At 72.7% G+C, this 23,437-nt stretch carries 19 protein-coding genes and 2 rRNA genes; 5 read left to right on the top strand and 16 right to left on the bottom strand.

Annotation, left to right across the window (positions count from 1 at the left end):
- Nucleotides 1–206 precede the first annotated feature (206 nt).
- Complete coding sequence (locus EOT10_RS12570) at nucleotides 207–2,015, top strand: glycoside hydrolase family 15 protein (RefSeq protein ID WP_127828590.1); 1,809 nt, start codon at nucleotides 207–209, stop codon at nucleotides 2,013–2,015.
- A gap of 18 nt (nucleotides 2,016–2,033) precedes the next feature.
- Here the strand turns inward: EOT10_RS12570 and EOT10_RS12565 are convergent, their stop codons facing one another.
- Together EOT10_RS12565 and EOT10_RS12560 are read right to left on the bottom strand one after the other, a co-directional pair.
- Entirely contained in the window at nucleotides 2,034–3,644 is a 1,611-nt protein-coding gene (locus EOT10_RS12565; RefSeq protein ID WP_127828249.1) for a flavin monoamine oxidase family protein, read from the bottom strand.
- A gap of 11 nt (nucleotides 3,645–3,655) precedes the next feature.
- The gene (locus EOT10_RS12560; RefSeq protein ID WP_127828248.1) at nucleotides 3,656–5,170 is read right to left on the bottom strand and encodes an APC family permease; all 1,515 of its coding nucleotides are present in this window, start codon (nucleotides 5,168–5,170) and stop codon (nucleotides 3,656–3,658) included.
- Between the two features lie 222 nt (nucleotides 5,171–5,392).
- On the opposite strand from EOT10_RS12560, the gene EOT10_RS12555 reads away from it, so the two are divergent.
- Complete coding sequence (locus EOT10_RS12555; protein WP_127828247.1) at nucleotides 5,393–7,063, top strand: PucR family transcriptional regulator; 1,671 nt, start codon at nucleotides 5,393–5,395, stop codon at nucleotides 7,061–7,063.
- A 33-nt stretch (nucleotides 7,064–7,096) separates the two neighbouring features.
- Here EOT10_RS12555 and EOT10_RS12550 read toward each other — a convergent pair whose 3' ends face one another.
- From EOT10_RS12550 to recN, 3 genes are all read right to left on the bottom strand, one after another.
- Nucleotides 7,097–8,284: a glycosyltransferase family 4 protein gene (locus EOT10_RS12550; RefSeq protein WP_127828246.1), complete on the bottom strand. Its 1,188-nt coding sequence runs from the start codon at nucleotides 8,282–8,284 to the stop codon at nucleotides 7,097–7,099.
- Between the two features lie 334 nt (nucleotides 8,285–8,618).
- A complete protein-coding gene (locus EOT10_RS12540) occupies nucleotides 8,619–9,407 on the bottom strand; it encodes a hypothetical protein (protein ID WP_127828245.1) in 789 nt (262 codons plus the stop codon).
- Nucleotides 9,404–11,122 (bottom strand): DNA repair protein RecN, encoded by a 1,719-nt coding sequence (recN, locus tag EOT10_RS12535; protein ID WP_127828589.1) that lies wholly within the window; start codon nucleotides 11,120–11,122, stop codon nucleotides 9,404–9,406. The genes EOT10_RS12540 and recN overlap by 4 nt, the downstream gene beginning before the upstream one ends.
- A 218-nt stretch (nucleotides 11,123–11,340) precedes the next feature.
- Between recN and EOT10_RS12530 the strand changes: the two genes are divergently transcribed.
- The gene (locus tag EOT10_RS12530) at nucleotides 11,341–12,687 is read left to right on the top strand and encodes an FtsX-like permease family protein (RefSeq protein ID WP_127828244.1); all 1,347 of its coding nucleotides are present in this window, start codon (nucleotides 11,341–11,343) and stop codon (nucleotides 12,685–12,687) included.
- A gap of 15 nt (nucleotides 12,688–12,702) precedes the next feature.
- Here EOT10_RS12530 and EOT10_RS12525 read toward each other — a convergent pair whose 3' ends face one another.
- The 3 genes from EOT10_RS12525 to EOT10_RS12515 are packed head-to-tail and all read right to left on the bottom strand — an operon-like array spanning nucleotide 12,703 to nucleotide 14,730.
- A complete protein-coding gene (locus EOT10_RS12525) occupies nucleotides 12,703–13,608 on the bottom strand; it encodes an NAD kinase (RefSeq protein WP_127828243.1) in 906 nt (301 codons plus the stop codon).
- Nucleotides 13,605–14,420, bottom strand: a complete 816-nt coding sequence (locus tag EOT10_RS12520; RefSeq protein ID WP_127828242.1) for a TlyA family RNA methyltransferase — start codon at nucleotides 14,418–14,420, stop codon at nucleotides 13,605–13,607. The genes EOT10_RS12525 and EOT10_RS12520 overlap by 4 nt, the downstream gene beginning before the upstream one ends.
- Before the next feature lie 7 nt (nucleotides 14,421–14,427).
- The gene (locus EOT10_RS12515) at nucleotides 14,428–14,730 is read right to left on the bottom strand and encodes a hypothetical protein (RefSeq protein ID WP_127828241.1); all 303 of its coding nucleotides are present in this window, start codon (nucleotides 14,728–14,730) and stop codon (nucleotides 14,428–14,430) included.
- 54 nt (nucleotides 14,731–14,784) lie between these two features.
- On the opposite strand from EOT10_RS12515, the gene EOT10_RS12510 reads away from it, so the two are divergent.
- Entirely contained in the window at nucleotides 14,785–15,132 is a 348-nt protein-coding gene (locus EOT10_RS12510) for an SCP2 sterol-binding domain-containing protein (protein WP_127828240.1), read from the top strand.
- Here the strand turns inward: EOT10_RS12510 and EOT10_RS12505 are convergent.
- From EOT10_RS12505 to EOT10_RS12490, 4 genes are all read right to left on the bottom strand, one after another.
- A complete protein-coding gene (locus tag EOT10_RS12505; RefSeq protein ID WP_431313286.1) occupies nucleotides 15,116–16,021 on the bottom strand; it encodes an ABC transporter ATP-binding protein in 906 nt (301 codons plus the stop codon). The two genes, EOT10_RS12510 and EOT10_RS12505, sit on opposite strands and share 17 nt — an antisense overlap.
- Nucleotides 16,022–16,062: 41 nt before the next feature.
- Nucleotides 16,063–17,091: a FecCD family ABC transporter permease gene (locus EOT10_RS12500; protein WP_189491493.1), complete on the bottom strand. Its 1,029-nt coding sequence runs from the start codon at nucleotides 17,089–17,091 to the stop codon at nucleotides 16,063–16,065.
- Nucleotides 17,088–18,131 carry a FecCD family ABC transporter permease gene (locus tag EOT10_RS12495; protein WP_127828238.1) on the bottom strand — a complete coding sequence of 348 codons (1,044 nt, stop codon included), beginning with the start codon at nucleotides 18,129–18,131 and terminating at the stop codon, nucleotides 17,088–17,090. The genes EOT10_RS12500 and EOT10_RS12495 overlap by 4 nt, the downstream gene beginning before the upstream one ends.
- A 221-nt stretch (nucleotides 18,132–18,352) precedes the next feature.
- Nucleotides 18,353–19,381, bottom strand: coding sequence for an HAD hydrolase-like protein (locus tag EOT10_RS12490; RefSeq protein ID WP_127828237.1), 1,029 nt, complete (start codon nucleotides 19,379–19,381; stop codon nucleotides 18,353–18,355).
- Between the two features lie 72 nt (nucleotides 19,382–19,453).
- Here EOT10_RS12490 and EOT10_RS12485 point away from each other — a divergent pair, with 72 nt between their 5' ends.
- Complete coding sequence (locus EOT10_RS12485; RefSeq protein WP_127828236.1) at nucleotides 19,454–20,764, top strand: DUF1015 domain-containing protein; 1,311 nt, start codon at nucleotides 19,454–19,456, stop codon at nucleotides 20,762–20,764.
- A 69-nt stretch (nucleotides 20,765–20,833) separates the two neighbouring features.
- On the opposite strand, the gene EOT10_RS41920 is transcribed toward EOT10_RS12485, so the two are convergent.
- The 4 genes from EOT10_RS41920 to EOT10_RS12470 form a co-directional block, all read right to left on the bottom strand.
- A complete protein-coding gene (locus EOT10_RS41920) occupies nucleotides 20,834–21,622 on the bottom strand; it encodes a tetratricopeptide repeat protein (RefSeq protein WP_223280952.1) in 789 nt (262 codons plus the stop codon).
- Entirely contained in the window at nucleotides 21,559–22,944 is a 1,386-nt protein-coding gene (locus EOT10_RS41915) for a hypothetical protein (RefSeq protein ID WP_223280951.1), read from the bottom strand. Before EOT10_RS41915 ends, EOT10_RS41920 begins: the two co-directional genes overlap by 64 nt.
- A gap of 144 nt (nucleotides 22,945–23,088) precedes the next feature.
- A 5S ribosomal RNA gene (gene rrf, locus EOT10_RS12475) occupies nucleotides 23,089–23,205 on the bottom strand.
- A gap of 138 nt (nucleotides 23,206–23,343) precedes the next feature.
- Nucleotides 23,344–23,437, bottom strand: a 23S ribosomal RNA gene (locus tag EOT10_RS12470); the annotation flags it as partial.

Genomic DNA, 23,437 nt, shown 5'->3' with positions numbered 1-23,437 from the left:
GAACTCCGCCTTGCGTCGTATCCTGCTCGGACACTCGCTGCCGAGCCCCGCCGGCGAACGGCACCACCCCCGCCCGTTACTCCCGGAACAAGAGCTCGTCAGTTCGTTCTCACGACGACGCAGCAGCATGAACCCCTGACCCCAGAGACAGCTAAGACCGCAGAGCGATCGCCCTTCCGGGGGCGTACGTGGCCGTTCGACTGGAGATGCACGTGGCCGGGCGCATCGAGGACTACGCACTTATCGGAGACATGCAGACCGCCGCCCTGGTCTGCCGGGACGGCACGGTCGACTGGCTGTGCCTGCCCCGCTTCGACTCGCACGCCATTTTCGCCGGCCTGCTGGGCACGGAGGAGCACGGATTCTGGCGGCTCGGACCGGCGCACGCCGCCGGGGCCCAGCCGCCGTCGGCGGCACGCCGGACGTACCGCGGCGACTCGCTGATCCTGGAATCCGAGTGGGACACCCCGCGCGGCACGGTCCGCGTGACCGATTTCATGCCGCCCCGTGACGGCGCACCGCAGCTGATCCGGATCGTGGAGGGCATCAGCGGCCGCGTCCCGATGCGCTCGGCGCTGCGGATGCGTTTCTCGTACGGGCGCATCGTGCCGTGGGTGCACAAGGTCGACGGCCGTACGGTCGCGGTGGCCGGCCCCGACTCGGTGTGGCTGGACACGGAGGCGGAGACGTACGGCAAGGACCTCACCACGTACTCGGACTTCACGGTGGCGCCCGGTGACCGGATCGCGTTCACCATCTCGTGGCAGGCCTCGCACCAGAAGCCGCCGGCCTTCCCCGACCCCGAGGGGTCCCTCGAGGCGACGGAGGAGTTCTGGGGCGAGTGGGTCGAGCACTGTACGTACCACGGGCCCTACCGCGAGGCCGTGGTCCGCTCGCTGATCACGCTGAAGGCGCTGACGTACGCGCCGACGGGCGGCATCGTCGCCGCGCCGACGACGTCGCTGCCGGAGGAGATCGGCGGCGTACGCAACTGGGACTACCGCTACACGTGGCTGCGCGACGCGGCGATCACCCTGTCGTCGCTGCTGCGCACCGGCTACCGCGAGGAGGCCCGCGCCTGGCGCGAGTGGCTGCTGCGCGCGGTGGCGGGCGACCCCGAGAACCTGCAGATCATGTACGGCATCGCGGGCGAGCGCGAGCTGGGCGAGGCCGAGCTCGACTGGCTGCCCGGCTACGAGAACTCGGCGCCGGTCCGCGTCGGCAACGGCGCGGCGCACCAGCTCCAGCTCGACGTCTACGGCGAGGTCACCGAGGCGCTGCACCTGGCGCACATGACGGGCCTGACCCGCAACGACTACGCGTCCCTGCTCCAGCTGAAGCTGATCCGCTACCTGGAGAAGCACTGGGACGAGCCGGACGAGGGCATCTGGGAGGTGCGGGGGCCGCGCCGGCACTTCGTTCACTCGAAGGTGATGGCGTGGGTCGCGGTCGACCGCACGATCAAGCTCATCGAGTCGGGTGACGCGGACGGCCCGCTGGAGCAGTGGCGCGAGCTGCGCGACGACATCCACCGGGACGTGTGCGAGCGGGGCTACGACAAGGAGCGCAACACGTTCACGCAGTCGTACGGCTCCAAGGAGCTGGACGCCTCGCTGCTCCTGATCCCGCAGATGGGCTTCCTGCCGCCGGACGACAAGCGCGTCATCGGCACGATCGAGGCGATCCAGCGCGAGCTGTCCACGCCCGACGGGTTCATCCTGCGCTACCCGACCTCGGGCGAGGACGCGGGCGTGGACGGTCTGGAGGGGGACGAGGGCGCGTTCCTCGCGTGCTCGTTCTGGATGGCCGACGACCTCGCGATGATCGGCCGCGTGGACGAGGCCCGCAAGCTCTTCGAGAAGCTGCTGTCGCTGCGGAACGACCTGGGGCTGCTCGCGGAGGAGTGGGACTCCCGTCTGCAGCGCCAGGTCGGCAACTTCCCGCAGGCGTTCAGCCACGTGCCGCTGATCGACACGGCACTGCGGCTGACGGCCTCGGGGGCGTACGGCGGCTAGAAGACCTACGAGCCGGAGCTAGAGCAGCTTCTTGACGATCTCCCCGGCGGCGCGTTCCCCTTCGGTCGCGCCGCCGTTCATATAGCCCTGGAAGTCGTAGCTGCAGTGCTCTCCGCCGATGTGGACGTTGCCCTGCGCGGTGCCTTCGTAGCCGGCGTACCGGTGGAGGTAGCCCACCGGCCAGTACGAGTAGGCGCCCAGGGAGTACGGGGTCTCGTGCCAGGCGGAGAGCTGGGCGCGGCCGGTCCAGGCGACTCGGGTGCCGGGGTAGACGCGGTCGATCCTGGCGAGGTACCGGGTGGCGAGGTCGCGCACGTAGGGGTCCGTCTCGACGTCGAACGGGCCTGTGGGGGTCAGGGACTTGGCGAGGGTGCCGCCGCCGTACTGGATGAGGATGCCGCCGGTGCCGGGCTGCACCTTCGTGGTGTCCCAGGTCTGCTGGAAGTCCTCGTCGGTGAAGCAGTCGCCCGCCGAGACGCCCGGCCAGGGGCCCGTGCCGCGCCAGGGGCGGCTGGTGAACTGCATGTTGAGCTTGGTGCAGTGGCCCATGCGGGCGTCGCGCAGCAGATTGGTCATACGGGTGTCGAACCCGGCCCTGGACAGGTCGAGTTGCTGGAGGACGGGCAGGGGCACGCACAGGATCGTGTGGTCGGCGGTGACGGTGCGGGCGGCGCCCGCCTCGGTGAAGGTGAGGGTCTGGGTGCCGTCGGCGTTGGCCTTCACCGCGTTCAGGGACCAGCCGGGGCGCAGGGTGCCGTCGGGGAGGAAGTCGGCGATGGCGTGCGGGAGTTGGTCGTTGCCGCCGATGATGTGGTAGCGCTCGTCGGACAGGCCCCAGATGTTGAAGTGGCCCGGGTTGGTCTGAAAGCCCATCAGCTCGACGAGGGCGAGGGACGACTGGTCCTGGGCGTCGGCGCCGTACTCGACGTTGTACGCGACGTCGAACCAGCGGCCGAGCGGCGAGGTGTGGCCGCCCGGCACGCGGGAGTCGATCCATTCGTACAGCGACATGTTGTCGAGCGCGGTGCCGGTGGGTGTGGTCTGGTTCCAGAAGACCTCGCCCGCGTCGGACAGGTCGCGGCGCAGCGCCTGGTAGACCGCCTTGAAGTCCTCGTCGGCCTGTGCGCGCGGGTAGTAGGCGCCGTTGAACCAGAGGGTGTCCTCGGCGCCGTTCGGCCCGCCGCCGGCGAAGTCCTCGACGGCGAGCCCGAAGCGGCGGCACAGTTCGAGGATCTTCTTGTGGCCCGTGTCGATCAGCTCGCCGCCGATCTCGGACGTCTGCCCGTACGCCCAGTGGTCGCGCTGTGTGTACATACGGCCGCCGACCCGGTCCGGGTTGGCCTCGTAGAGCGTGCAGGCCAGGCCGGCGTCGTGGAGGGTGAGGGCGGCGGTGAGGCCGGCGATGCCCGCGCCGACGACGGCGATCCGGGGTGCGCCGGCCGCCGCGGCGACGGGGGCCGTGCGCAGTCCGGCCGTGACGGCGAGGCCCGCCGCCGCGGCGCCCTTGAGGACGGTGCGGCGGTCCGGGGCGCGGCCGCGGACCTCGGCGGCGGGGATCCCGTGACGTTCGGCCGCCCTGTGTACGGCCGTGAGCTGTCGCAGCGCGTGCATCGGGTTCGTACGAGCCATGGCGTAACTCCTCAGACGATTGCGGAGGGTTGTGGCTGTTCGTCCGTGCGCTCGGCCGCGTCTTCGAGCACGATGCGGCCGATGATCTCGTAGCGGTGCGGGTGACGGTTCTTCAGGTACAGGCCGAGTCCGAGTCCTCCGAAGAAGACCAGGCCGACCGTCCAGGGGATCGCCTTGAAGAACAGGGAGTCGGCGGCCGTGCCCGCCGCCGTGTCCATGTTGATCACGAGCAGGACCACGACGGCGATCATGCCGACGCCGCCGAGGAGCGGCGCGAGGAAGGTCCTGAACCAGTGCCGGTCCTCGGGGTGGTTCTTGCGGAAGTAGCCGATGACGGCGAAGGAGCAGAGAGTCTGCACGATGAGGATCGCCATCGTGCCGAGGATCGCGAGCAGCGTGTACAGGTGGATGTACGGGTCCTGGCCGGTCGCCCAGAACGCGCCGACGAGGACGACGGCGATGACGGACTGGACGAACGAGGCGATGTACGGGGAGCCGTGGTCCTTGTGCGTGCGGCCGAGCGCCGGGTGCAGGAAGCCCTCGCGGCCGACGGAGTACAGGTAGCGCGAGGCGCACTGGTGGAAGGCCATGCCGCAGGCGAACGAGCCGGTGATCAGGAGCCATTGGAAGGCGCTGACCGCCCAGGCGCCGATGAAGGTGTGGGCCGGGTCGAAGAACAGGTCGAGGGGGCTGACGGAGGCGGAGACCTTGACCGAGCCCTTGAGGCCGTTGCCCGCGATCGTCATCCAGGAGACGTAGATGTAGAAGAGCCCGACGCCGACGACCGAGATGAGGGTGGCGCGCGGGATGACGCGCTTGGGATCGCGGGACTCCTCGCCGTACATGGCGGTCGACTCGAAGCCGACCCAGGACCAGAAGGCGAAGAACAGGCCGAGTCCGGCGGAGGCGCCGGTGAAGGCGTTCTTGGGGTTGACCGGTTCCAGCGGGATGCCGTCGGGGCCGCCGCCGTGCACCAGGACGGCCGTGGCCACCGCGAACAGGACGGCGATCTCGGCGACCAGCATCACGCCGAGCGCCTTCGCGGTGAGGTTGATGTCGAAGTACGACAGGACGGCCGTGACGGCGAGCATCACCGCCGCGTACAGCACCCAGGGCAGATCGACGCCGAGCTGGTCGTGGACGGTCGTCCGCGCGAAGTACGAGAACACGCCGACGATCGACGCCTCGAAGACGACGTACGCGAGGACGGCGAGCATCCCGGACGCCATGCCGGCGATGCGACCGAGGCCGTGCGAGATGTAGCCGTAGAAGGCGCCGGCGGCGGTGATCCGCTTGGCCATGGCGACGTAGCCGACGGAGAACACCGTCAGGACGAGGGTGGCGAAGAGGTAGCCCGCCGGCGCGCCGGTGCCGTTGCCGAAGCCGACGGCGATGGGCAGGTTCCCGGTCATCGCGGTGATGGGGGCGGCCGTGGCGACCGCCATGAAGACGACACCGGTCAGGCCGACGGAGTTCGCCTTGAGGCGGTGGACCTCGCGTGCGCCCTGATCTGTTGTCTCTGGCATTTCCGACCCTCTCTGGGGGCTTTTGCTGCGAAATTCGTAGATCAACAAGGGGTTCGCTTTCGGATGCGTCAGTTTGGTGCGCAGTGATGTACGCCACAACCGACACGAGGTCGTGCAATCGGCGCGCCGGGACGACGAGTTGTCGCCCCCGGGGGCGGAGCGGCCCCCTCCGTAACCGGCCGGAGATGTTCCCGGAACCTGCGCGCCGGTAGCGTCCGCACCATGGACATTCAGGCCCCCCACAGCAGCGCGCCCGGCACCCAGGGCGGCATCACCGTGCAGCGGGCCCTCGAACTGCCGGGACTGCGCAGCGGACTCCCGGAAGTGGTGGCGGGCGGGGACAGACTGCAGCGCACCGTGCGCTGGGTGCACGCGGGCGAGGTGCCCAACATCGCCTCGCTCCTCAAGGGCGGCGAACTGCTCCTGACCACGGGCTTCGGCATCGGCACCCGCCCCGCCGAACAACGGGCCTTCGTCCGCAAGCTCGCCGAGCGCGGCATCTCCGCCCTGGTCATCGAGCTGGGCCAGCGCTTCGCCCGGCTGCCGGCCGCACTGGTGGAGACGGCGCGCGCGGCCGGCCTCCCCCTGGTGCAGCTGCACCGCGAGGTGCCGTTCGTGACGGTCACGGAGGAGGTCCACACCGAGATCGTCAACGGGCACTACGCGCTCCTCCAGCGCGCCGAGGAGGTGCACCGGCGCTGCACCGAAGCCCTGCTCGGCGGCGGCGGAGTGCCCCAAGTGCTGCGCATCCTCGCCGAGTTCAGCGGCAACCCGGTGTTCCTGGAGACGGCCGACGGCCAGCTCCTGTACGCCGCCGGGGGCGAGCCCGAGGTCGCCGACCCGCTCCAGGTGTGGGAGGGGATGCGCGGGCGGCCCGCCGACCGGGACGAGCCGCCGGCGGGCGCCGTGATCGTCGACGTGCCGGGCGGCGGCCCCGGCGCGGGGTCCGTGCGGGCGCGGCTCGTCCTGCTGCCGGTCGCGGCCCCGCCGGCCCCGGTGCACCGGATCGCGGCGGAACGCGCGGCGAGCAGCATCGCCGTCGTGCTCATGCAGGCCCGCCAGGAGGAGGAGCTCGCGGCGCGCGGCCGCGGCGACTTCCTCACGGACCTCGCGGAGGGCCGCATCACGCCCGACGACGCGCCGGCGCAGGCCCGCGTCCTCGGCTTCAAGCCCGGCGGCCAGGGGCCGCTGCTGCCGGTGGTGATGCGCCTCCCGGAGGCGTCGGTGGGGTCGGGTGGCCTCTCCCCCGGCGGCGGCTGGGCGGTCCTGGCACGGGCGGTCGCGGAGGAACTGGCCGCGGTCGGGGTGCCCGTCCTGCTCGGCGTGCGGCCCGTCGAGGGGCGCGTGCCGCTGCTCCTCGGCCTGCGCTCCGAGTCGGAGCGGACGGCGGTCGCGGACCGGGTGGCGGCCGCGCTGCGGGCCGGGGTCGAGCGGGCGGGCATGCAGCGCGCCGGGTCGCAGCCGCCGGTCGTCGTGGTGGGCGGCGCGGGCGGCTGGGCGGCGGCCGCGGCCGGCCTGCGGCACGCGGCCGAGACGGCCACGGCGGCGCAGGGCCTGACGGACCGGCCCTGGTACGACGCGCGGCGCCTCGACATCGACCTGCTGCTGTGGCGGCTGCGGGACCACCCGGACCTGGCGGCGTTCGTGGAACGCGCGATCGGCCCCCTCCAGGCCCACGACCGCCGCGCCAAGCCCCCGCTCCTGCCCACGCTCCAGACCTACCTGGCCCACGCGGGCCGCAAGGCGGAGACAGCCCGCGAACTCCACCTGAACCGCCAGACGCTGTACAACCGCCTGGCTCGCATAGGCGAACTCCTCGGCACGGACCTGGACGACCCCCAGACGGTCCTGGCCCTCAGCCTGGCCCTGCGGGCACGGAGGCATGTGGGGTGACAGAGGGCGGGCGCGAGGCCTGCCGGACACCGGTCAGCCGAGCGGGCCCGTGCTCGTCAACTCGTCGTAGACGCTGAGGACTTGGGCCACCGTCTCGTCCTCCGTCGGCCAGGTCGCCGCCTGTGTGGCGCCGCGCTCCTTGAGGTGGTCGCGGCGTACGGGGTCGGACAGGAGGTGGGTGACGGCGTCCGCGAGGGCGTGGGCGTCGCCGCAGGGGACGAGTTCCGCCGCGTCGCCCACGAGTTCGCGGATGCCGCCGACGTCCGTCGCGACGAGCGGTACGCGCGCGTGGAGCGCTTCCTGCGCGAGGATCGAGCGGGACTCCCCACTGCTGGTCAGCAGGGCCACGTCGGCGGCCGCGAGCAGCTCGGGGACGTCGTCACGCCGCCCCACGAGCCGTACGGGCAGCTGCTCGCTCTCGATCCGGCGCTGGAGCGCACCCCGCTCCGGCCCCTCGCCCGCGATGACGACCAGCGGTACGGGGGTGAGGTGGCGCCAGGTCCTCGCGGCGTCGAGCAGTGTGTCGTACCCGCGGTGTTTCACGAGGCTGCCGACGGCCATCAGCAACGGCCGGTCCACCGCGCCGAGTTCGGCCAGCGCCTTGTGCCGCAGGCGCTCCGGGTCCTCGGGTCCCTCATGCCCTTCGTCCCCCTCGAAACCGGGGGTGGGCGTGGGCTCCGGTGTGTCGGGGCGGCGCGGCGCGGGGAAGGCGACGGCGGCGAGCCGGGCGTCGCGCGCGCCGCGGACGCGGGCCCGCTCGACGAGGTCCGACGAGGTGCCGAGGACCACGGAGGCGGCCCTGGCCACGCGCCGTTCGAGCAGACGCAGCAGGTGGGCGCGGGCGCCCTCCGCGTGGGAGCGGGTGTGCCAGGTGACGACGAGGGGCGTGGTCCTGCCGCTCAGCGCGAGGGAGGCCCGCAGCGCGGCGTGCAGCCCGTGCGCGTGTACGAGGTCGGCGTCGGCGCAGGCGAGCCGCAGCGCCGCGACGGACCCGGGGTCGCTGCTGCGGGGCACCGTGACGTGCTGGGCGCCGACGTCCGCGAAGCCGTAGACGTGCGCGACCTCGGTGGGGGCGCACACGGTGACGCGGACCCCCCGGGCGACGAGTCCGGCGGCCAGCGACCTGACGTGCGCGCTGCTGCCGGCGCTGCCGCCGCCCAGCACTTGCACGGTGCGCAGCGGCGACTGGCCGTGCGCTGGCTGGCTGCTCACGTGGCTCACGCGGGCGGGACTCCTGGGTCGGTCGGTGCGGGACGCGCGGGATGTCGCGCCGTGACGGTCTGGGCCAAGGATGCCAGCCCGTCCGGACGTTCCGGCACCGGCCCGGAGTCCCGACCGTGTCGGAGTGGGCAACACGTCGTACGGGATCACTCACACGCGTGAATTCGACCCGGTCAGACTGACGCCGCTCCCCGTGCCACCGCGCTCACCCTGCCCCCGAACACAGCCGCCGCAACGAACCCCAGCGCATGCGCAAGAACCCCCGCACGCCCGTTCCCCACCACGACGGCAACACCCAACCCGGCCCCCATAGCATGCGCCCCGGCGTCGCCGATCATCGTGCGTCCGCCGACGCCGCTCCCCGTGCCACCGCGCTCACCCCGTCCCCGAACACAGCCGCCGCAACGAACCCCACCGCATGCGCAAGAACCCCCGCACGCCCGTTCCCCACCACGACGGCAACACCCAACCCGGCCCCCAGCGCATGCGCCCCGGCGTCGCCGATCATCGTGCGTCCGCCGAGGTCCTCCGGCAGGACGGCGGCCGCCGCACCCATCGGGGCCGCGGCGAGCGCCCCCTTGAGCAGCCCGGGCGCCCCGAGCGCGAGCACGGCCGCGGCGGCCCGCCCGGGGCGTACGTCCACCAGGTTCACGAAGTGCGCCGCCCCGGCGATCACCACACCGGCGAGCACCTTGTCCACTGCTCGCTCTTCGAGCAGCGCGCCCGCGACCAGTCCCGCTCCCGAGATACCGATCAACTTGACGCCGCCACTGGTCAGTTCGCCGTCCCGCAACGCCGACAGATGCGCCCGGAAGCCCCTGCGCGGGTCGTCCGCGCCCGCCACGTCGTCGTACGCGCCGCACGCCCCGGCGGCGAGGACCGCGAGCACGGCCGCCCCGCGCTGCCGCCCCGAGGTCGCGGCGGCCGCACCGGCGACGGCCCCGGCCACGACGGCCGGCCCCGCACACAGGTCCACGGCCCGCCCCGCGAAGTTCTTCCGCTCCCACACGGCGGGCCCGCCCGGCCGGCCGCGCCGCAGGGCGACGTACCCGGCCCGCGCGACGGCGGCCCCGGCCACCAGAGCCGCGAACCGGCCGGCCCCGCGCTTCCCCGTACCGGTCACGCGTCCGCCCGCGCGGTGGCGAGCAGTTCCTCCGCATGGGCCCGCGCCGTCTCCGAGTCCTCCTGGCCCGCGAGCATCCGGGACAGCTCGCGGATCCGGTCCTCGCCTTCGAGGACCGTGACGCCGGACCGGGTCACCGTGCCGTCGTTCGTCTTCTCGACGAGGAGCTGCCGGTCGGCGAACGCGGCCACCTGCGGAAGGTGCGTGACGACCACGACCTGCGCCGACCTGGCGAGCTTGGCGAGCCGCCGGCCGATCTCGACCGCCGCCTTGCCGCCCACGCCCGCGTCGACCTCGTCGAACAGGTACGTGGGCACGGGGTCGGTCCCGGCGAAGACGACCTCCACCGCGAGCATCACGCGCGAGAGTTCACCGCCCGACGCCCCCTTGGCGATCGGCCGGGGCGGGGCGCCGGGGTGCGGGGCGAGCAGCAGCTCGACCTCGTCCACGCCGGAGGGCCCGTAGGCGACCGTGCGCCCGTCGAGCTCGACGCCGTCCGGGTCGTCGGTGTGACGGATGTCGAAGGACACGCGCGCGTGGGGCATCGCGAGGGAGGCGAGCTCCTCGGTGACGGCCTCCGCGAAGCGCGAGGCGGCCTCCGCGCGCGCGTCCGTCAACGCCTTGGCCAGGGTGCCCAGTTCACCGCGGAGCCCGTCCCGCTCGGCGGTCAGCTCATCGATCCGGTCGTCGTCGCCGTCGAGTTCGAGCAGGCGCGCGGAGCCCTGCTCGGCCCAGGCGAGCACTTCGTCGATGTCGGCACCGTACTTGCGCGTGAGCTGGGTCAGCGCGGCCCGGCGCTCCTCGACCGCGGCGAGCCGCAGCGGGTCGGCGTCGAGGTCGTCGGCGTACCCGGCGAGCTCCCCCGCCACGTCGGACAGGAGGATGCCGATCTCGCCGATCCGGTCGGCGAGCGCGGACAGGGCGGGGTCGTGCGAACGCACGGCGTCCAGCGCACGGTTCGCGCCGCCCACGAGCGTGGTCGCGTCGACGCCTTCGGGGTCCTCGGGGTTGCCCGCGAGCGCGGCGTGCGCGGCACTGGCCGCCGCGGCGAGCGCCTCCGCGTGGCCCAGCCGCTCGGCCTCCGACGACAGCTCGGCGTCCTCGCCGGCGCGCGGCTCGACGGCCGCGATCTCGTCGAGCCCGAAGCGCAGCAGATCGGCTTCCTGGGCACGTTCACGCGCGCGCGTGACGATGGTGTCGAGCTCGGTGCTGACGGCCCGCAGCCGCCGGTACGCGGCCTGGTACTTGGCGAGCGGTCCGGCCACCGCGTCGCCCGCGTACCGGTCGAGGGCGCCCCGCTGCCGGGACAGCTTGAGCAGCCCCTGCTGATCGGTCTGGCCGTGCACGGCGACGAGGTCGTCGGCGAGCTCGGTCAGCATGCCCACCGGCACCGAACGCCCGCCGAGATGCGCCCGCGAGCGCCCCTCCGCCGAGACGGTACGGCTGATGAGCAGCGCCCCGTCGTCGAGTTCGGCGCCCGCCTCCTGGGCGCGCACGACCGCGGCGGTGCCCTCGGACACGGTGATCCGGCCCTCGACGACCGCCGCCTTGGCGCCGATCCGCACGAGGGCGGGGTCCGCGCGCCCGCCGAGCAGCAGGCCGAGGCTCGTGACCACCATCGTCTTACCCGCGCCGGTCTCACCGGTCACCGCGGTGAACCCCGGCGACAGCTCGACCACCGCGTCGTCGATGACTCCGAGCGACCGTATCCGCATCTCCTCCAACACGGACACGACCTTACGAGGTCGGGGGCCATGTGTGCGACGGGCCCTGCCACGCTCGTGGTCCGGCGCGGCGAATTCGCAGGTCGTGAACGGCCGCGCGGCCCGCTTCCGTCACCCGTTGTCACCCGCGAGGGTGGGGTTGTCCCCCGGCCCGGGACGCCTGCCCGCCCCATGGTGCCCGTGCCCCGCGCGCCCGCACCCTGGACCCCATGAGTACCGGACTGGCCCGGGCCGCCCTGCGAGCACACCGCCCCGCCTTCGTCGGCACGGCGGTCGCCGCGCTGTTCGCGGCGACGGTGGTGAGCGCGTCCATGACGGTGCTGCTCGCCACGAGCACCGACGGACTGCCCGCGGGCGCGCGCCACCGCATCTCGGAGAACGGCGTCGGCGACATCGCGGCCGTCCTCCTCATCGGTTCGATCTACATGTCGATATTCGTGGTCGTCTCGACGATGGGCACGGCCGTCACCCAGCAGCATCGTGAGCTCGCCCTCGTGCGCGCCGTGGGGGCCCGCCCGCGGCAGGTGCGCCGGGCGGTGGTGGTGCAGGCCCTCGCCGCGTCCGTCCCGGCGGCCCTCGCCGGCTTCGCCGCGGGCGGGCTGCTCGCCAGGGCCTGGTTCTCCGGGATGGTCACGCACGGCCTGATCCCGGCCGGGGTGCCGTTCCGCTTCAGCTGGCTCGCGCTGCCCGTCTGCCTCGGGGTGGCGGTGGTGACGTCGACGCTCGCCGCGCTGCTGTCGTCCCTGCGGTTCTCGCTCCTGCGCCCCGCGCGCGCCCTGGCCGAGGCGGCTACGGGCAGGCGGCGCCTCGGGCCGCTGAGGGCCCCGCTCGGCCTGGTCGCGGTGGCCGGAGCGTGCTTCCTGTCGATGCTGCTGTCCCGGCAGGACGCGGAGGAGGCGGGCCAGGGCGCGTTCCTCGTGCTGATCCTGTTCTGCGTCGGAGTGGGCCTGCTCGGCCCGCGCATCGTGGGTCCCGCGGCCTGGCTGGTCTCGTCGCTCGTGGGCCGCTTCGGCGCCGCCGCCCGGCTCGCGATGCTCAACATCCGTTCGCAGCCCCGCCGCTTCTCGGCCGCCGTCGTCCCGCTCGTCCTCGTCGTCGGCTTCGGCCTCACCAAGGTCACGCTGCACACCACGGCCCAGCACCGCACCGGCTCGGCGGGCAGCCCCGGCGAAGTGTGGCTCGACTACATGGGTACGGCGCTGTACGCGGGGTTCGCCGCCATCGCCGCGGCCAACACTCTCGCCATGATCTCGTTCGAGCGGCGCCGGGACGTGGCCCTGCTGCGGATCATCGGCACCCAGCGCGGCCAGGTGCGCTCCATGGCCGCCTGGGAGGCCGTCGTCGTCGCCGGTACGGCGCTGCTGCTCGGCTCCCTGATCGCGTTCGTCACGCTGGCGCCGATCCTCGACACGGCGTTCGGATCCCCGGTGCCGTACGTCCCGTGGCCGCTCGCCGCCGGGACGGCTGCGGGCACGCTCCTGCTGACGCTGCTCGCGACGGGCGTCCCCGTGCGGGCGGCGATGCGCCGACGCGCGATCACCGTCGTAGGGACGTGACCCCGCGCAAGACGGTCAGTGGGGCGCCCCGCGCCAGCCGGAGACGGGCAGCGCGAACTTGGCGACGAGCCGGTCCGTGAACGAGGCGTGGTGCAGCCGCGCGAGGCGCACCGGTACCGCTCCCCGCCGCACCTCGACGCGCGCCCCCGACGGCAGTTCCACGGTCCGGCGCCCGTCGCACCACAGCACCCCGTGCGGCGTGTGCTGCTGCACCTCGACGGCGAGCACCGAGTCCGGCGAGGTCACCAGCGGCTTGGCGAACAGGGCGTGGGCGCTGATCGGCACCATGAGCAGCGCCTCGACCTCGGGCCACACGACGGGCCCGCCGGCCGAGAAGGCGTACGCGGTGGAGCCGGTGGGCGTGGCGCACACGATCCCGTCGCAGCCGAAGCCGGTGACGGGACGCCCGTCGATCTCCAGGACGACCTCGAGCATCCGCTCGGCCGACATCTTCTGCACGGCGGCCTCGTTGAGCGCCCAGTCGCGGTGCACGACATCACCGTTGCTGTGCACGACGACGTCGATCGTCATGCGCTCCTCGACCTCGTACGCCTTGGTGACGACCCGGTCGACCACCCGGTCGAGGTCGTCGCGCTCGGCCTCGGCGAGGAAGCCGACGCGGCCGAGGTTGACCCCGAGCATGGGCACTCCCGAGGCGCGGGCGAACTCGGCGCCGCGCAGCAGCGTCCCGTCGCCGCCGAGGACGACGAGCAGCTCACACGCGTCGAGGCACTCCGGAGTGGCCTCCTTCGCGAGCTCCACCGACGATGGGAGCGGCAGGTCCGCCGCCTCCGACTCCAGGACCCGCACGCCGATGCCGCTGCGCAGCAGCCCCTGGACGACGAGTTCGGCACTGCGGATGGCGGCGGGCCGCCCCGTGTGCGCGAGCAGGAATACAGTTCGAGCTCGGGTCTGTGTCAACGCGGCCCCTCCGCCACTGCACGGTCAACGTCCGCCGGGTCGAGTTCGGGCGCACCGGCGCGCAGCCACAGAAAGTACTCGACGTTCCCGGAGGGCCCGGGCAGCGGGCTCGCCGTCACGCCCCGTACGCCGAGGCCGAGTTCCCACGCCTGCCGGGCCACCGTCCGCACCGTCTCGGCCCGCAGATCCGGGCTGCGCACCACACCGCCGCTGCCCAGGCGATCCTTGCCGATCTCGAACTGCGGCTTCACCATCAACACCAGGTCCGCGTCGGGCGCCGCACACCGCGCGAGGGCGGGCAGCACCAGGCCGAGCGCGATGAAGGACAGGTCGCCGACGACCAGGTCCACGGGCTGCCCGTCGATCGCCTCCAGCGTCAACTCACGTACGTTCGTACGGTCCTTGACGGTGACGCGGTCGTCGCTCTGCAGCGACCAGGCGAGCTGCCCGTACCCGACGTCGACGGCCACGACGTGCCCGACGCCGGCCCGCAGCAGTACGTCGGTGAAGCCGCCCGTGGACGCCCCCGCGTCGAGCGCGCGCCGCCCCTCGACGACGAGCCCCTGCGGCACGAAGGCGGCGAGGGCCCCCGCGAGTTTGTGCCCGCCGCGCGAGACGTAGTCGGGATCGCTGTCGTCCGCCGCGACGACGATCGACACACCCTGGTCCACCTGCGTCGCGGGCTTGGTCGCGACGATCTTGCTGACGCTGACCCGCCCCGCGGCGATCAGCTGGCTGGCGTGCTCCCGCGAGCGGGCCAGCTTGCGGTTGACGAGTTCGGCGTCGAGGCGGCGACGTGCCACACCTGCCACGTTCGGTTCAGCTCCTGTGCTCATACGGCGATGACGGCTGGGGCCTCGCGTCCAGCGCGGTCAGCGCGTTCCGCAGGCCCCGGTGTACATCCTCGTACACCTCGATGTGTCCGTCGGCAGTGAGGTGGTCGACGTCCGCGAGCCGGTCGAGTCCCGCGTCCACGTCCGCGTCGCCGGTGGGGGTGCGCGGGACCCCGAGCGGGGCCGGGGCGGCCGGCTCGTACGAGGGTCCGGCCGGGTCCTGTGGGGCCTCCGCGGCGCCCGCCGCCTGCTCCGGCACCTGGTCGGGGTCCGGATGAGAGTCGTTCATGCCATGACGCTACCGCGCCGGACGCTCCCCGGGCCTGGGGTACGGTCGGTCGCGATGGCGACGACGCAGGAGTGCCGGGCCGCACTCGACAAACTCTCGGACAATCTGGCGGGCGCGGACAGCGGGGTACGCAGCGCGGCCGCGCTCGACCGATCCCTGAGCTGCCATGTCACGGACCTCGGGATCACGTTCACGGGCCGCCTTGAGAACGGCCGGATCGAGGTGGTGGACACGGTCCAGGGACCGCCGCCCGACAAGGCGCAGATCCGGCTCGCGATGACCGGCGACGACCTGGTCGCGATGGTCGGCGGCGAGCTGAACTTCGCGAAGGCCTGGGCCTCGGGCCGGATCAGGCTCGAGGCCGGCTTCCGCGACCTGCTGCGCCTCAGGACGCTGCTCTAGCCACGGCGTTTTCCGCAGGGGCCTTCCTGGCCTTGCGCGCGGCCGGCACCACCAGCGGCGTACCGGTCTCCGGATCGTCGATGACCTGGCACTTCATCCCGAAGAGCCGCTCGACGAGGTCGGCCGTGACGATGTCGGCGGGCGCCCCCTCGGCGATGACCTCGCCGCCGCGCAGGGCGATCAGGTGGGTGGCGTAACGGGCCGCGTGGTTGAGGTCGTGCAGAACCGCGACCAGCGTCCGCCCCTGCTCCTCGTGCAGCTCCGCGCACAGGTCGAGCACGTCGATCTGGTGCTGGATGTCGAGGTACGTGGTCGGCTCGTCGAGGAGGAGCAGCGGGGTCTGCTGGGCGAGCGCCATGGCGATCCACACGCGCTGGCGCTGACCGCCGGACAGTTCGTCGACAAAGCGATCGGCGAGTTCGGCGACGCCGGTCGCGGTCATCGACTCCCGCACGATCCGCTCGTCGTCGGCGGACCACTGCCGCAGCAGGCCCTGGTGGGGGTAGCGGCCGCGGGAGACGAGGTCTCCCACGGTGATGCCGTCGGGCGCGATCGACGACTGGGGCAGCAGCCCGAGCGTGCGCGCCACCTTCTTCGCCTGCATCGACCGGATGGCCTGCCCGTCGAGCAGCACCCGGCCCGCCGACGGCTTGAGCATCCGGGAGAGCGCGCGCAGCAGCGTGGACTTGCCGCAGGCGTTCGGCCCGACGATCACGGTGAAGGACCGGTCGGGGATCTCGACCGAGAGCTCCGACGCGATCACGCGCTGGTCGTAGCCCAGGGTGACGTTCTCGGCGGACAGGCGGTTCACGGGGGTGCTCCTCCGGTGGTTGCTGTGGCGGGGGTTCCTGTCGCCCGTACGCGGATCGCTCGTACGCGGGTCGCCCATACGCAGGTCGCTGGTACGCGGGTCGCTCGTACGCGGGTCGCTCATATCCGGCCGGCCTTCCGCTCGGACACCAGGAGCCACAGCAGATAGACACCGCCGACGACTCCGGTCACCACCCCCACGGGCAGCCGGTCGGCACCGAAGGCGCGCTGCGAGATCCAGTCGGCGGTGACGAGGAGGGCGGCGCCCATGCACATCGAGGCCGCGATGTTGGGGCCCGGCGAGCGGGTCAGCCGCCGGGCCAGCTGGGGTGCGGTCAGCGCGACGAATCCGACGGGGCCTGCCGCGGAGGTCGCCGCCGCCGTGAGCAGCACGGCGGCCACGAGCAGCACGAGCCGCGTCCGCTCGACCCGCACGCCGAGCGCGCTCGCCACGTCGTCGCCCATCTCCAGCATGCGCAGCGGACGCGCATACGTCAGGACGACGGGTACGAGGACGGCGCACAGAACGAGCAGGGGCCGGACCTGGTCCCAGCCGCGCCCGTCGAGGGATCCCGCCATCCAGACCGTCGCGCGGGCGGCGTCGACGATGTCGGCCTTGGTGAGCAGATAGCCGTTGACGGCGGTCATGACGGCGGACATGCCGATGCCGACCAGGACGAGGCGGTATCCGTGCACGCCGCGTCTCCAGGCGAGCAGATAGATGCCGAATCCGGTCACGAGGCCGCCGGCGAGCGCCCCGGCCGCGACCTGGACGGCGCTCCCCGAGAACAGCACGATCATCACCAGCGCACCGGCCGTGGCACCCTGCCCGAGGCCCAGGATGTCCGGACTGCCCAGCGGGTTACGGGAGATGGCCTGGAAGAGCGCCCCGCCGAGCGCGAGCGCGGCCCCCACGAGAAGGCCCACGAGGACCCTGGGCAGGCGCAGGTCGTTGACGATGAACTCCTGCCCCGGGTCGCCGTTGCCGAGCAGCGTACGGACGACGTCGGCAGCCGGGATGCGGAAGTCGCCGGTGCCGATCAGCAGGACGCTCGCGGCGAGCGCGGCGCACAGCAGTACGGCGACGACCACGGACGCGCGGATGTCGAGGCGCAACGAGAGCCCGCCGCGGGTACGGAGCGCCTTCACAGCTGGGTCACCTTCCGCCGGCGGACGAGGCAGATGAAGACGGGGCCGCCGATGACCGCGGTGACGATGCCGACCTGCACCTCGGCGGGCCGGGCGACGAGCCGGCCTGCGATGTCCGCGGCGAGCAGCAGCACGGGCGACAGGACAGCCGAGAACGGCAGGATCCAGCGCAGGTCGGGGCCGGTGAAGGAGCGCACGACGTGCGGCACCATCAGGCCGACGAACACGATGGGCCCGCAGGCGGCGGTCGCCGCGCCGCACAGCAGCGTGGCGGCGGCCATGGACAGCGCGCGGGTCCGGTTCAGCCGGGCGCCGAGGGCGCGGGCGGTGTCGTCGCCCATCGCCATCGCGTTGAGGGGCCGCGCGAGCGCGAGGGCGAGCACGGAGCCGACGGCGATGAACGGCAGCACCTGCCTGAGCGTCGTCATGTCGGCGGAGACCAGCGAACCCACCGTCCAGAAGCGCATCTTGCCGAGCGCCGCGTCGTCCATGACCATCACGGCCTGGAGATAGCCGTAGAGCGCGGCACTGATGGCCGTCCCGGCGAGGGCGAGCCGCACGGGCGTGGCGTTACGGGTGCCCCCGAGGACGTAGACGAGAACGCCCACGGCCGCGGCCCCGAGGAAGGCGAACCACACATACCCCGACAGGGAGGTGACACCGAAGAAGCTGATGGCGGTGACGACGGCGGCCGACGCGCCCATGTTGATCCCGAGGAGCCCGGGGTCGGCCAGCGGGTTGCGGGTCAGCGCCTGGAGGACCGCGCCCGAGAGCCCGAGCGCGACGCCGGCGAGGAGCCCGAGCAGGGTACGGGCGAGCCGCTCGCCGACCACGACGTCGCCGAACGTCCCGGTGTCGTCGAACAGGCCGTGCCACACCTGCCCCACGGACAGGGGTTTCGCCCCGATCGCGATACTCGCGACCAGGAGCAGGAGCAGTACGACGACGGCTCCGAGGAGCCCGGCGCCGCGTATCGCCCGGCGGTTCGGGGGCGCGACGGCGGTGACCGCGCGCTGTTCAGGAGGACTGTCGACCAACACGAGGTTAGGTTAGCCTACCCTGCCTAACTCTCTCGAGGGGTGGGCGCAGAGGTGGGCGCCCTCAGCCGCCGAGAAGCAGCCACCTTCAGGTCAGCTCCTCCTCGCCGCCCCAGCCCGCGCCTGCGCCCCCGCCCGCGTCAACCCCCTGGCCGCACCAGCACCCTCACCCGCTCAGACCCCCAGTCGCACCAGCACCCTCCCCCTCCATCCCCCAGCGCCGCTCAAACCCCCAGCCGCGCCAGCGCCTTCGCCGCGTCGAGCCCACAAGTCCCGTCCCCGGCCGCCGTCCACGCCGCCGCACACAGCGCCCGCAGTCCGTCGATCGCCTCGCCGTCCCCCTCCAGTTCGAGCCGCTCACCTCGCGCGGCCGCGACCCAGCCCCCGCACGCGAACCCGTCCCCGTCCGCCACGACCTCCGGCTGCCCCGTCAACAGCCCCCGCAGATCCACGTCCACGTACGTCGGCCGGTGATGGGGCGGCGCGGCGAGCAGCTGCGCGCCGTCGGTGACCCCGGTCAGGACGAGCAGCGAGTCCACCTCACCGTTGAACGCGCCCTCGATGTCCGTGTCGAGCCGGTCCCCGACCACCAGCGGCCGTTCCGCGCCCGTACGCAGGACCGTCTCGCGGTGCATGGGCGGCAACGGCTTCCCGGCGACCTGCGGCTGCGCACCCGTCGCGATCCGGACGACCTCGACCGCCGCACCGTTGCCCGGAGCGATGCCGCGCGCGCTCGGAATGGTCAGGTCCGTGTTGGACGCGAACCACGGCACGCCGCGCGCGATCGCGTAACAGGCCTCCGCGAACCGCCCCCACGCCAGATCGGGCCCGCCGTACCCCTGTACGACCGCCACCGGCTCGTCGTCGGCCGAGTCCACCGGCTCGAGGCCCCGCTCTCTCAGCGCGACCCGCAGCCCCTCCCCGCCGATCACCAACACCCGCGACCCGTCCGGCACTTGCTCACTGATGAGCCGCGCCACGGCCTGCGCCGAGGTGATGACATCCGCGGCGTCCGTCGGAATCCCCAGCTCCGTCAGATGCCCGGCCACGGCGTCCGGCGTCCGCAGCGCGTTGTTCGTGACGTACGCGAGCGCCATGCCCGCCTCCCGCGCCACCGCGAGCGACTCGGGGGCGTGCGCGATCGCGTCACCCCCCGCGTACACCACTCCGTCCAGATCGAGCAGCGCCGTGTCGTACGCCTCGTCCAGCGCCCGCGCACTGCCTTCGGGCCGTGTCCTGACGGTCTGGCTCATTACACATCGCTCCTCGTTCGATCCCGCTCCCCCGATCATCGCGCATGCCACTGACACACATACGATGCAGCAATGAAGACTGCAGGTCCCCCAGGTCCCACGGGCAGCGACGGCCTCGACCTGATCCCGTTCAGGGGCGTGCGCTACGTCCCCGAGCGCGTGGGCAGCCTCGCCGCCGTGACGTCACCCCCGTACGACGTGGTCGTCCGGCCCGACGGTCTGCAGCACCTGCAGTCCGCGGACCCGCACAACATCGTCCGCCTGATCCTCCCGCAGTCGCTCCCCCCGGACGCGCGCAACGCCCTGGCGGCCACCACCCTGCGCCGCTGGCTTTCGGACGGCATCCTCGCCCCCGACGAGACACCCGCGCTGTACGTGTACGAGCAGCGCGACGGCGACCACCTCCAGCGCGGCGTCATCGGCGCCCTCCGCCTGACCGAGCCCTCCGAGGCGGTCGTCCTGCCGCACGAGGACGTCATGCCGCACGTGGTCGCGGACCGCGCGGCCCTGATGCGCGCCACGGCGGCCAACCTCGAACCCCTGCTCCTCACCTACCGCAGCGAGGGCAACGCGACGGGCACCACGGCGGTCGTCGAACGCACGGTCAAGGGCGCCCCGCTCCTCTCGACCACCACGGAGGACGGCTTCAGCCACCGCCTGTGGTCGGTCACCGACCCGGCCGACCTCGCGGAGATCCGCTCGGACCTCGCCCACCACCAGGCCCTCATCGCGGACGGCCACCACCGCTGGGCGACCTACCTGCGCCTGCGCGCCGAGCACCCGTCCCCGACACCCTGGGACTACGGCCTCGTCCTCCTCGTGGACACGGCCCGCTACCCCCTGCGCGTCCGCGCCATCCACCGCCTCCTGCACCGCCTCCCGGTCCCGGACGCTTTGGCCGCGCTGACGGGCCACTTCCGCGTACGCGAGGTGCCCGGTCCGCTGTCGCACGCCCTGGAAGCCCTCGCCGACGCGGCCGCCCACGGCAACGCCTTCCTCCTCGCCGGCGACCACTCCTTCCACCTCGTGGACCGCCCGTCCCCGGACCTCCTCACCCGCACGATCCCGGCCGACCGCCCGGCGGCCTGGCGCACGCTCGACGCGACGGTCCTGCACTCCACGCTCCTGGACCACATCTGGCACATCCCCGAGGACGCGCCCGAGCACATCGCGTACATCCACGACGCGGCCGCCACGGTCGCGAAGGCGGAGCGCGACGGCGGCACGGCGGTCCTCCTGCACCCGGTCCGCGAGGAAGTGGTGCGCGACCTGGCCCGGCAGGGCGTGACGATGCCCCGCAAGTCGACGTCGTTCGGCCCGAAGCCGGCGTCGGGCCTGGTGCTCCGCACCCTCGACGACCCACCGCCGGGCACGCGCGCGTAGGCGCATACGACGAACGGGCGGGACCCCATCGCTGGGATCCCGCCCGTTCGTCACTCACATCCGCTGAGCTCAGCCCTTGTCCTTCTCCTCGGGCTCGAACTCCTCGTCATCCTCGTCGTAGAACTCCTCGACGTCCTCGGCGTCCTCGACCCAGGGCTCGTCCTCGTCGCTCGCGGAGGCCTTCGGCCCCACCTCGGCGACGGGCGCCTCGTCGGCCTCCGTCTCGTCGAACGCGTCGACGAACTCGACACCGTCCAGCTCGGCGAGCCGGTCGGACGCGTCGGTGGAACCGTCCCGGTCGGACTCGACGGCCTTCGCGAACCACTCGCGCGCCTCGTCCTCCCGCCCGGCCGCAAGCAGCGCGTCGGCGTACGCGTACCGCAGTCGAGCGGTCCACGGCTGTACGGAGTTGGAGGCGAGCTCGGGGCTCTGCAGCGTCACGATGGCCGCGTCGAGCTGGTCCATGTCACGCCGCGCACCGGCCGCCACGAGCCGCATCTCGACCTGTCCGGCCTTGTCCAGCTTGGCCACCTCGGGCGCGCCGGCCATGTCGAGCGCCTTCTCGGGCCGCCCCAGACCGCGCTCGCAGTCGGCCATGACGGGCCACAGCTCGATGTTGCCGGTCATGCGCCGGGCCGCACGGAACTCGGCGAGGGCCTCACTGAACTTCTGGTTCGCGTACGCGGCGAAGCCCGCGGCCTCACGCACGGCGGCAACACGGGACGCGAGCCGCAGCGCGACCTTCGAGTACGCGTACGCCTGCTCGGGGTCCTCGTCGATCAGCTTGGCGACCATCACCAGGTTCTTGGCGACGTCCTCGGCAAGCCCCTTCGGCAGGCTCTGAAGCTCCTGCCGCACGTCCTCGTCGATCTCGAAGCCGGTGACGTCCTCGGGGATCGGCAGACGCCGGATCGGCTCACGGTCGCGGTCCCGCTCGTCACGGAAGCGCCCGCCACCGCGTCGGTCGTCACGGCCACGGTCGTCACGCCGGTCGTCGCGGCGGTCGTCACGCCCACGGAACCCGCCGGGACGCCCACCCCGGTCGTCGCGGCGCGGCCCACGGTCGCGGTCGTCACGCGGCCGGTACCCACCACCACGGCTGTCCTCACGCCGGAAACCACCACCACGGCTGTCGTCCCGACGGTCGTCACGGCGGTCATCGCGACGGTCGTCACGGCGGAAGCCGCCACCGCGGCTGTCGTCACGGCGGTCGTCGCGGGGACGGAACCCACCACGGTCGCCGTCGCGACGGTCGTCACGGCGGAAAGCGGGACGGTCGCCACCGGGGCGGTCACCGTCACGACGGGGACCACGGTCACGGTCGTCACGACGCGGCGCGTACCCACCGCCACGGCTGTCGCCACCACGATCGTCGCGACGGAAGCCGCCACCGCGGCTGTCACCGCCACGGTCATCACGGCGGAAGCCGCCACCACGGCTGTCGCCACCACGGTCATCACGACGGTCGTCACGGCGGAAAGCGGGACGGTCGCCACCGGGTCGGTCACCGTCACGACGGGGACCACGGTCGTCACGGCGCGGCGCGTAGCCACCGCCACGGCTGTCACCACCACGATCGTCACGACGGAACCCACCACCACGGCTGTCACCACCACGGTCATCGCGACGGAACCCACCACCACGGCTGTCACCACCACGGTCGTCGCGGCGGAAGCCGCCACTGCGGCTGTCGTCACGGCGGTCGTCGCGGGGACGGAACCCACCACGGTCGCTGTCGCGACGGTCGTCACGCCGGCTGTCGTCACGGCGGTCATCGCGTCGGAAGGGGGGTCGGTCACCGTCACGACGGGGGCCACGGTCACGGTCGTCACGACGCGGCGCGTAGCCACCGCCACGATTGTCGCCACCACGGCTGTCGTCGCGGCGGAAGCCTCCGCCACGGTTGTCGCCACCGCGATCGTCGCGTCGGAAGGAGGGTCGGTCACCATCGCGACGGGGACCACGGTCACGGTCCCCGCCCCGGTCACGGTCCCCGCCCCGGTCACGGTCCCCGCCCCGGTCACGGTCCCCGCCCCGGTCGCGGTCTCCGCCCCGGTCGCGGTCGTCGCGGCGCGGCGCGTAGCCACCGCGGTCGCTGTCGCGACGCGGTCCGCCTCGGTATCCGCCCCGGTCCCGGTCACCACTGTCCCGGCGTCGCTGGTCGCGATCCGGTCGCTCATCGGGAGAGTTGGTGGACATGGGTGACTCCTGTCTTCGGTACCGCAGTCATTCTCGCGCAGCCGGGTAGCCGGCGCGCTTCGACAAAACAAAAAAGGACCCTTGGTCCCAGCGCGTGTGCTGGGACCAAGGGTCCTCTAAAAATTGTTCGGCGGCGTCCTACTCTCCCACAGGGTCCCCCCTGCAGTACCATCGGCGCTTTGAGGCTTAGCTTCCGGGTTCGGAATGTAACCGGGCGTTTCCCTCACGCTATGACCACCGAAACCCTTTGAAATATCCCGCTGAAGAGCGAGATCCCAAACAGGGTGGCGAACAAGCACACTCTTCAATTAAGTAGTGAAACTGTTCAGCCGACACAACTGTTCGTTGTTTCAGAACCAACACAGTGGACGCGAGCAACTGAGGACAAGCCCTCGGCCTATTAGTACCAGTCACCTCCACCCGTTACCGGGCTTCCAGATCTGGCCTATCAACCCAGTCGTCTACTGGGAGCCT

This window comes from Streptomyces antnestii (genome assembly GCF_004005495.1).
GTDB lineage: Bacteria > Actinomycetota > Actinomycetes > Streptomycetales > Streptomycetaceae > Streptomyces > Streptomyces antnestii.
This window is presented reverse-complemented; position numbering and strand designations above follow the sequence as displayed.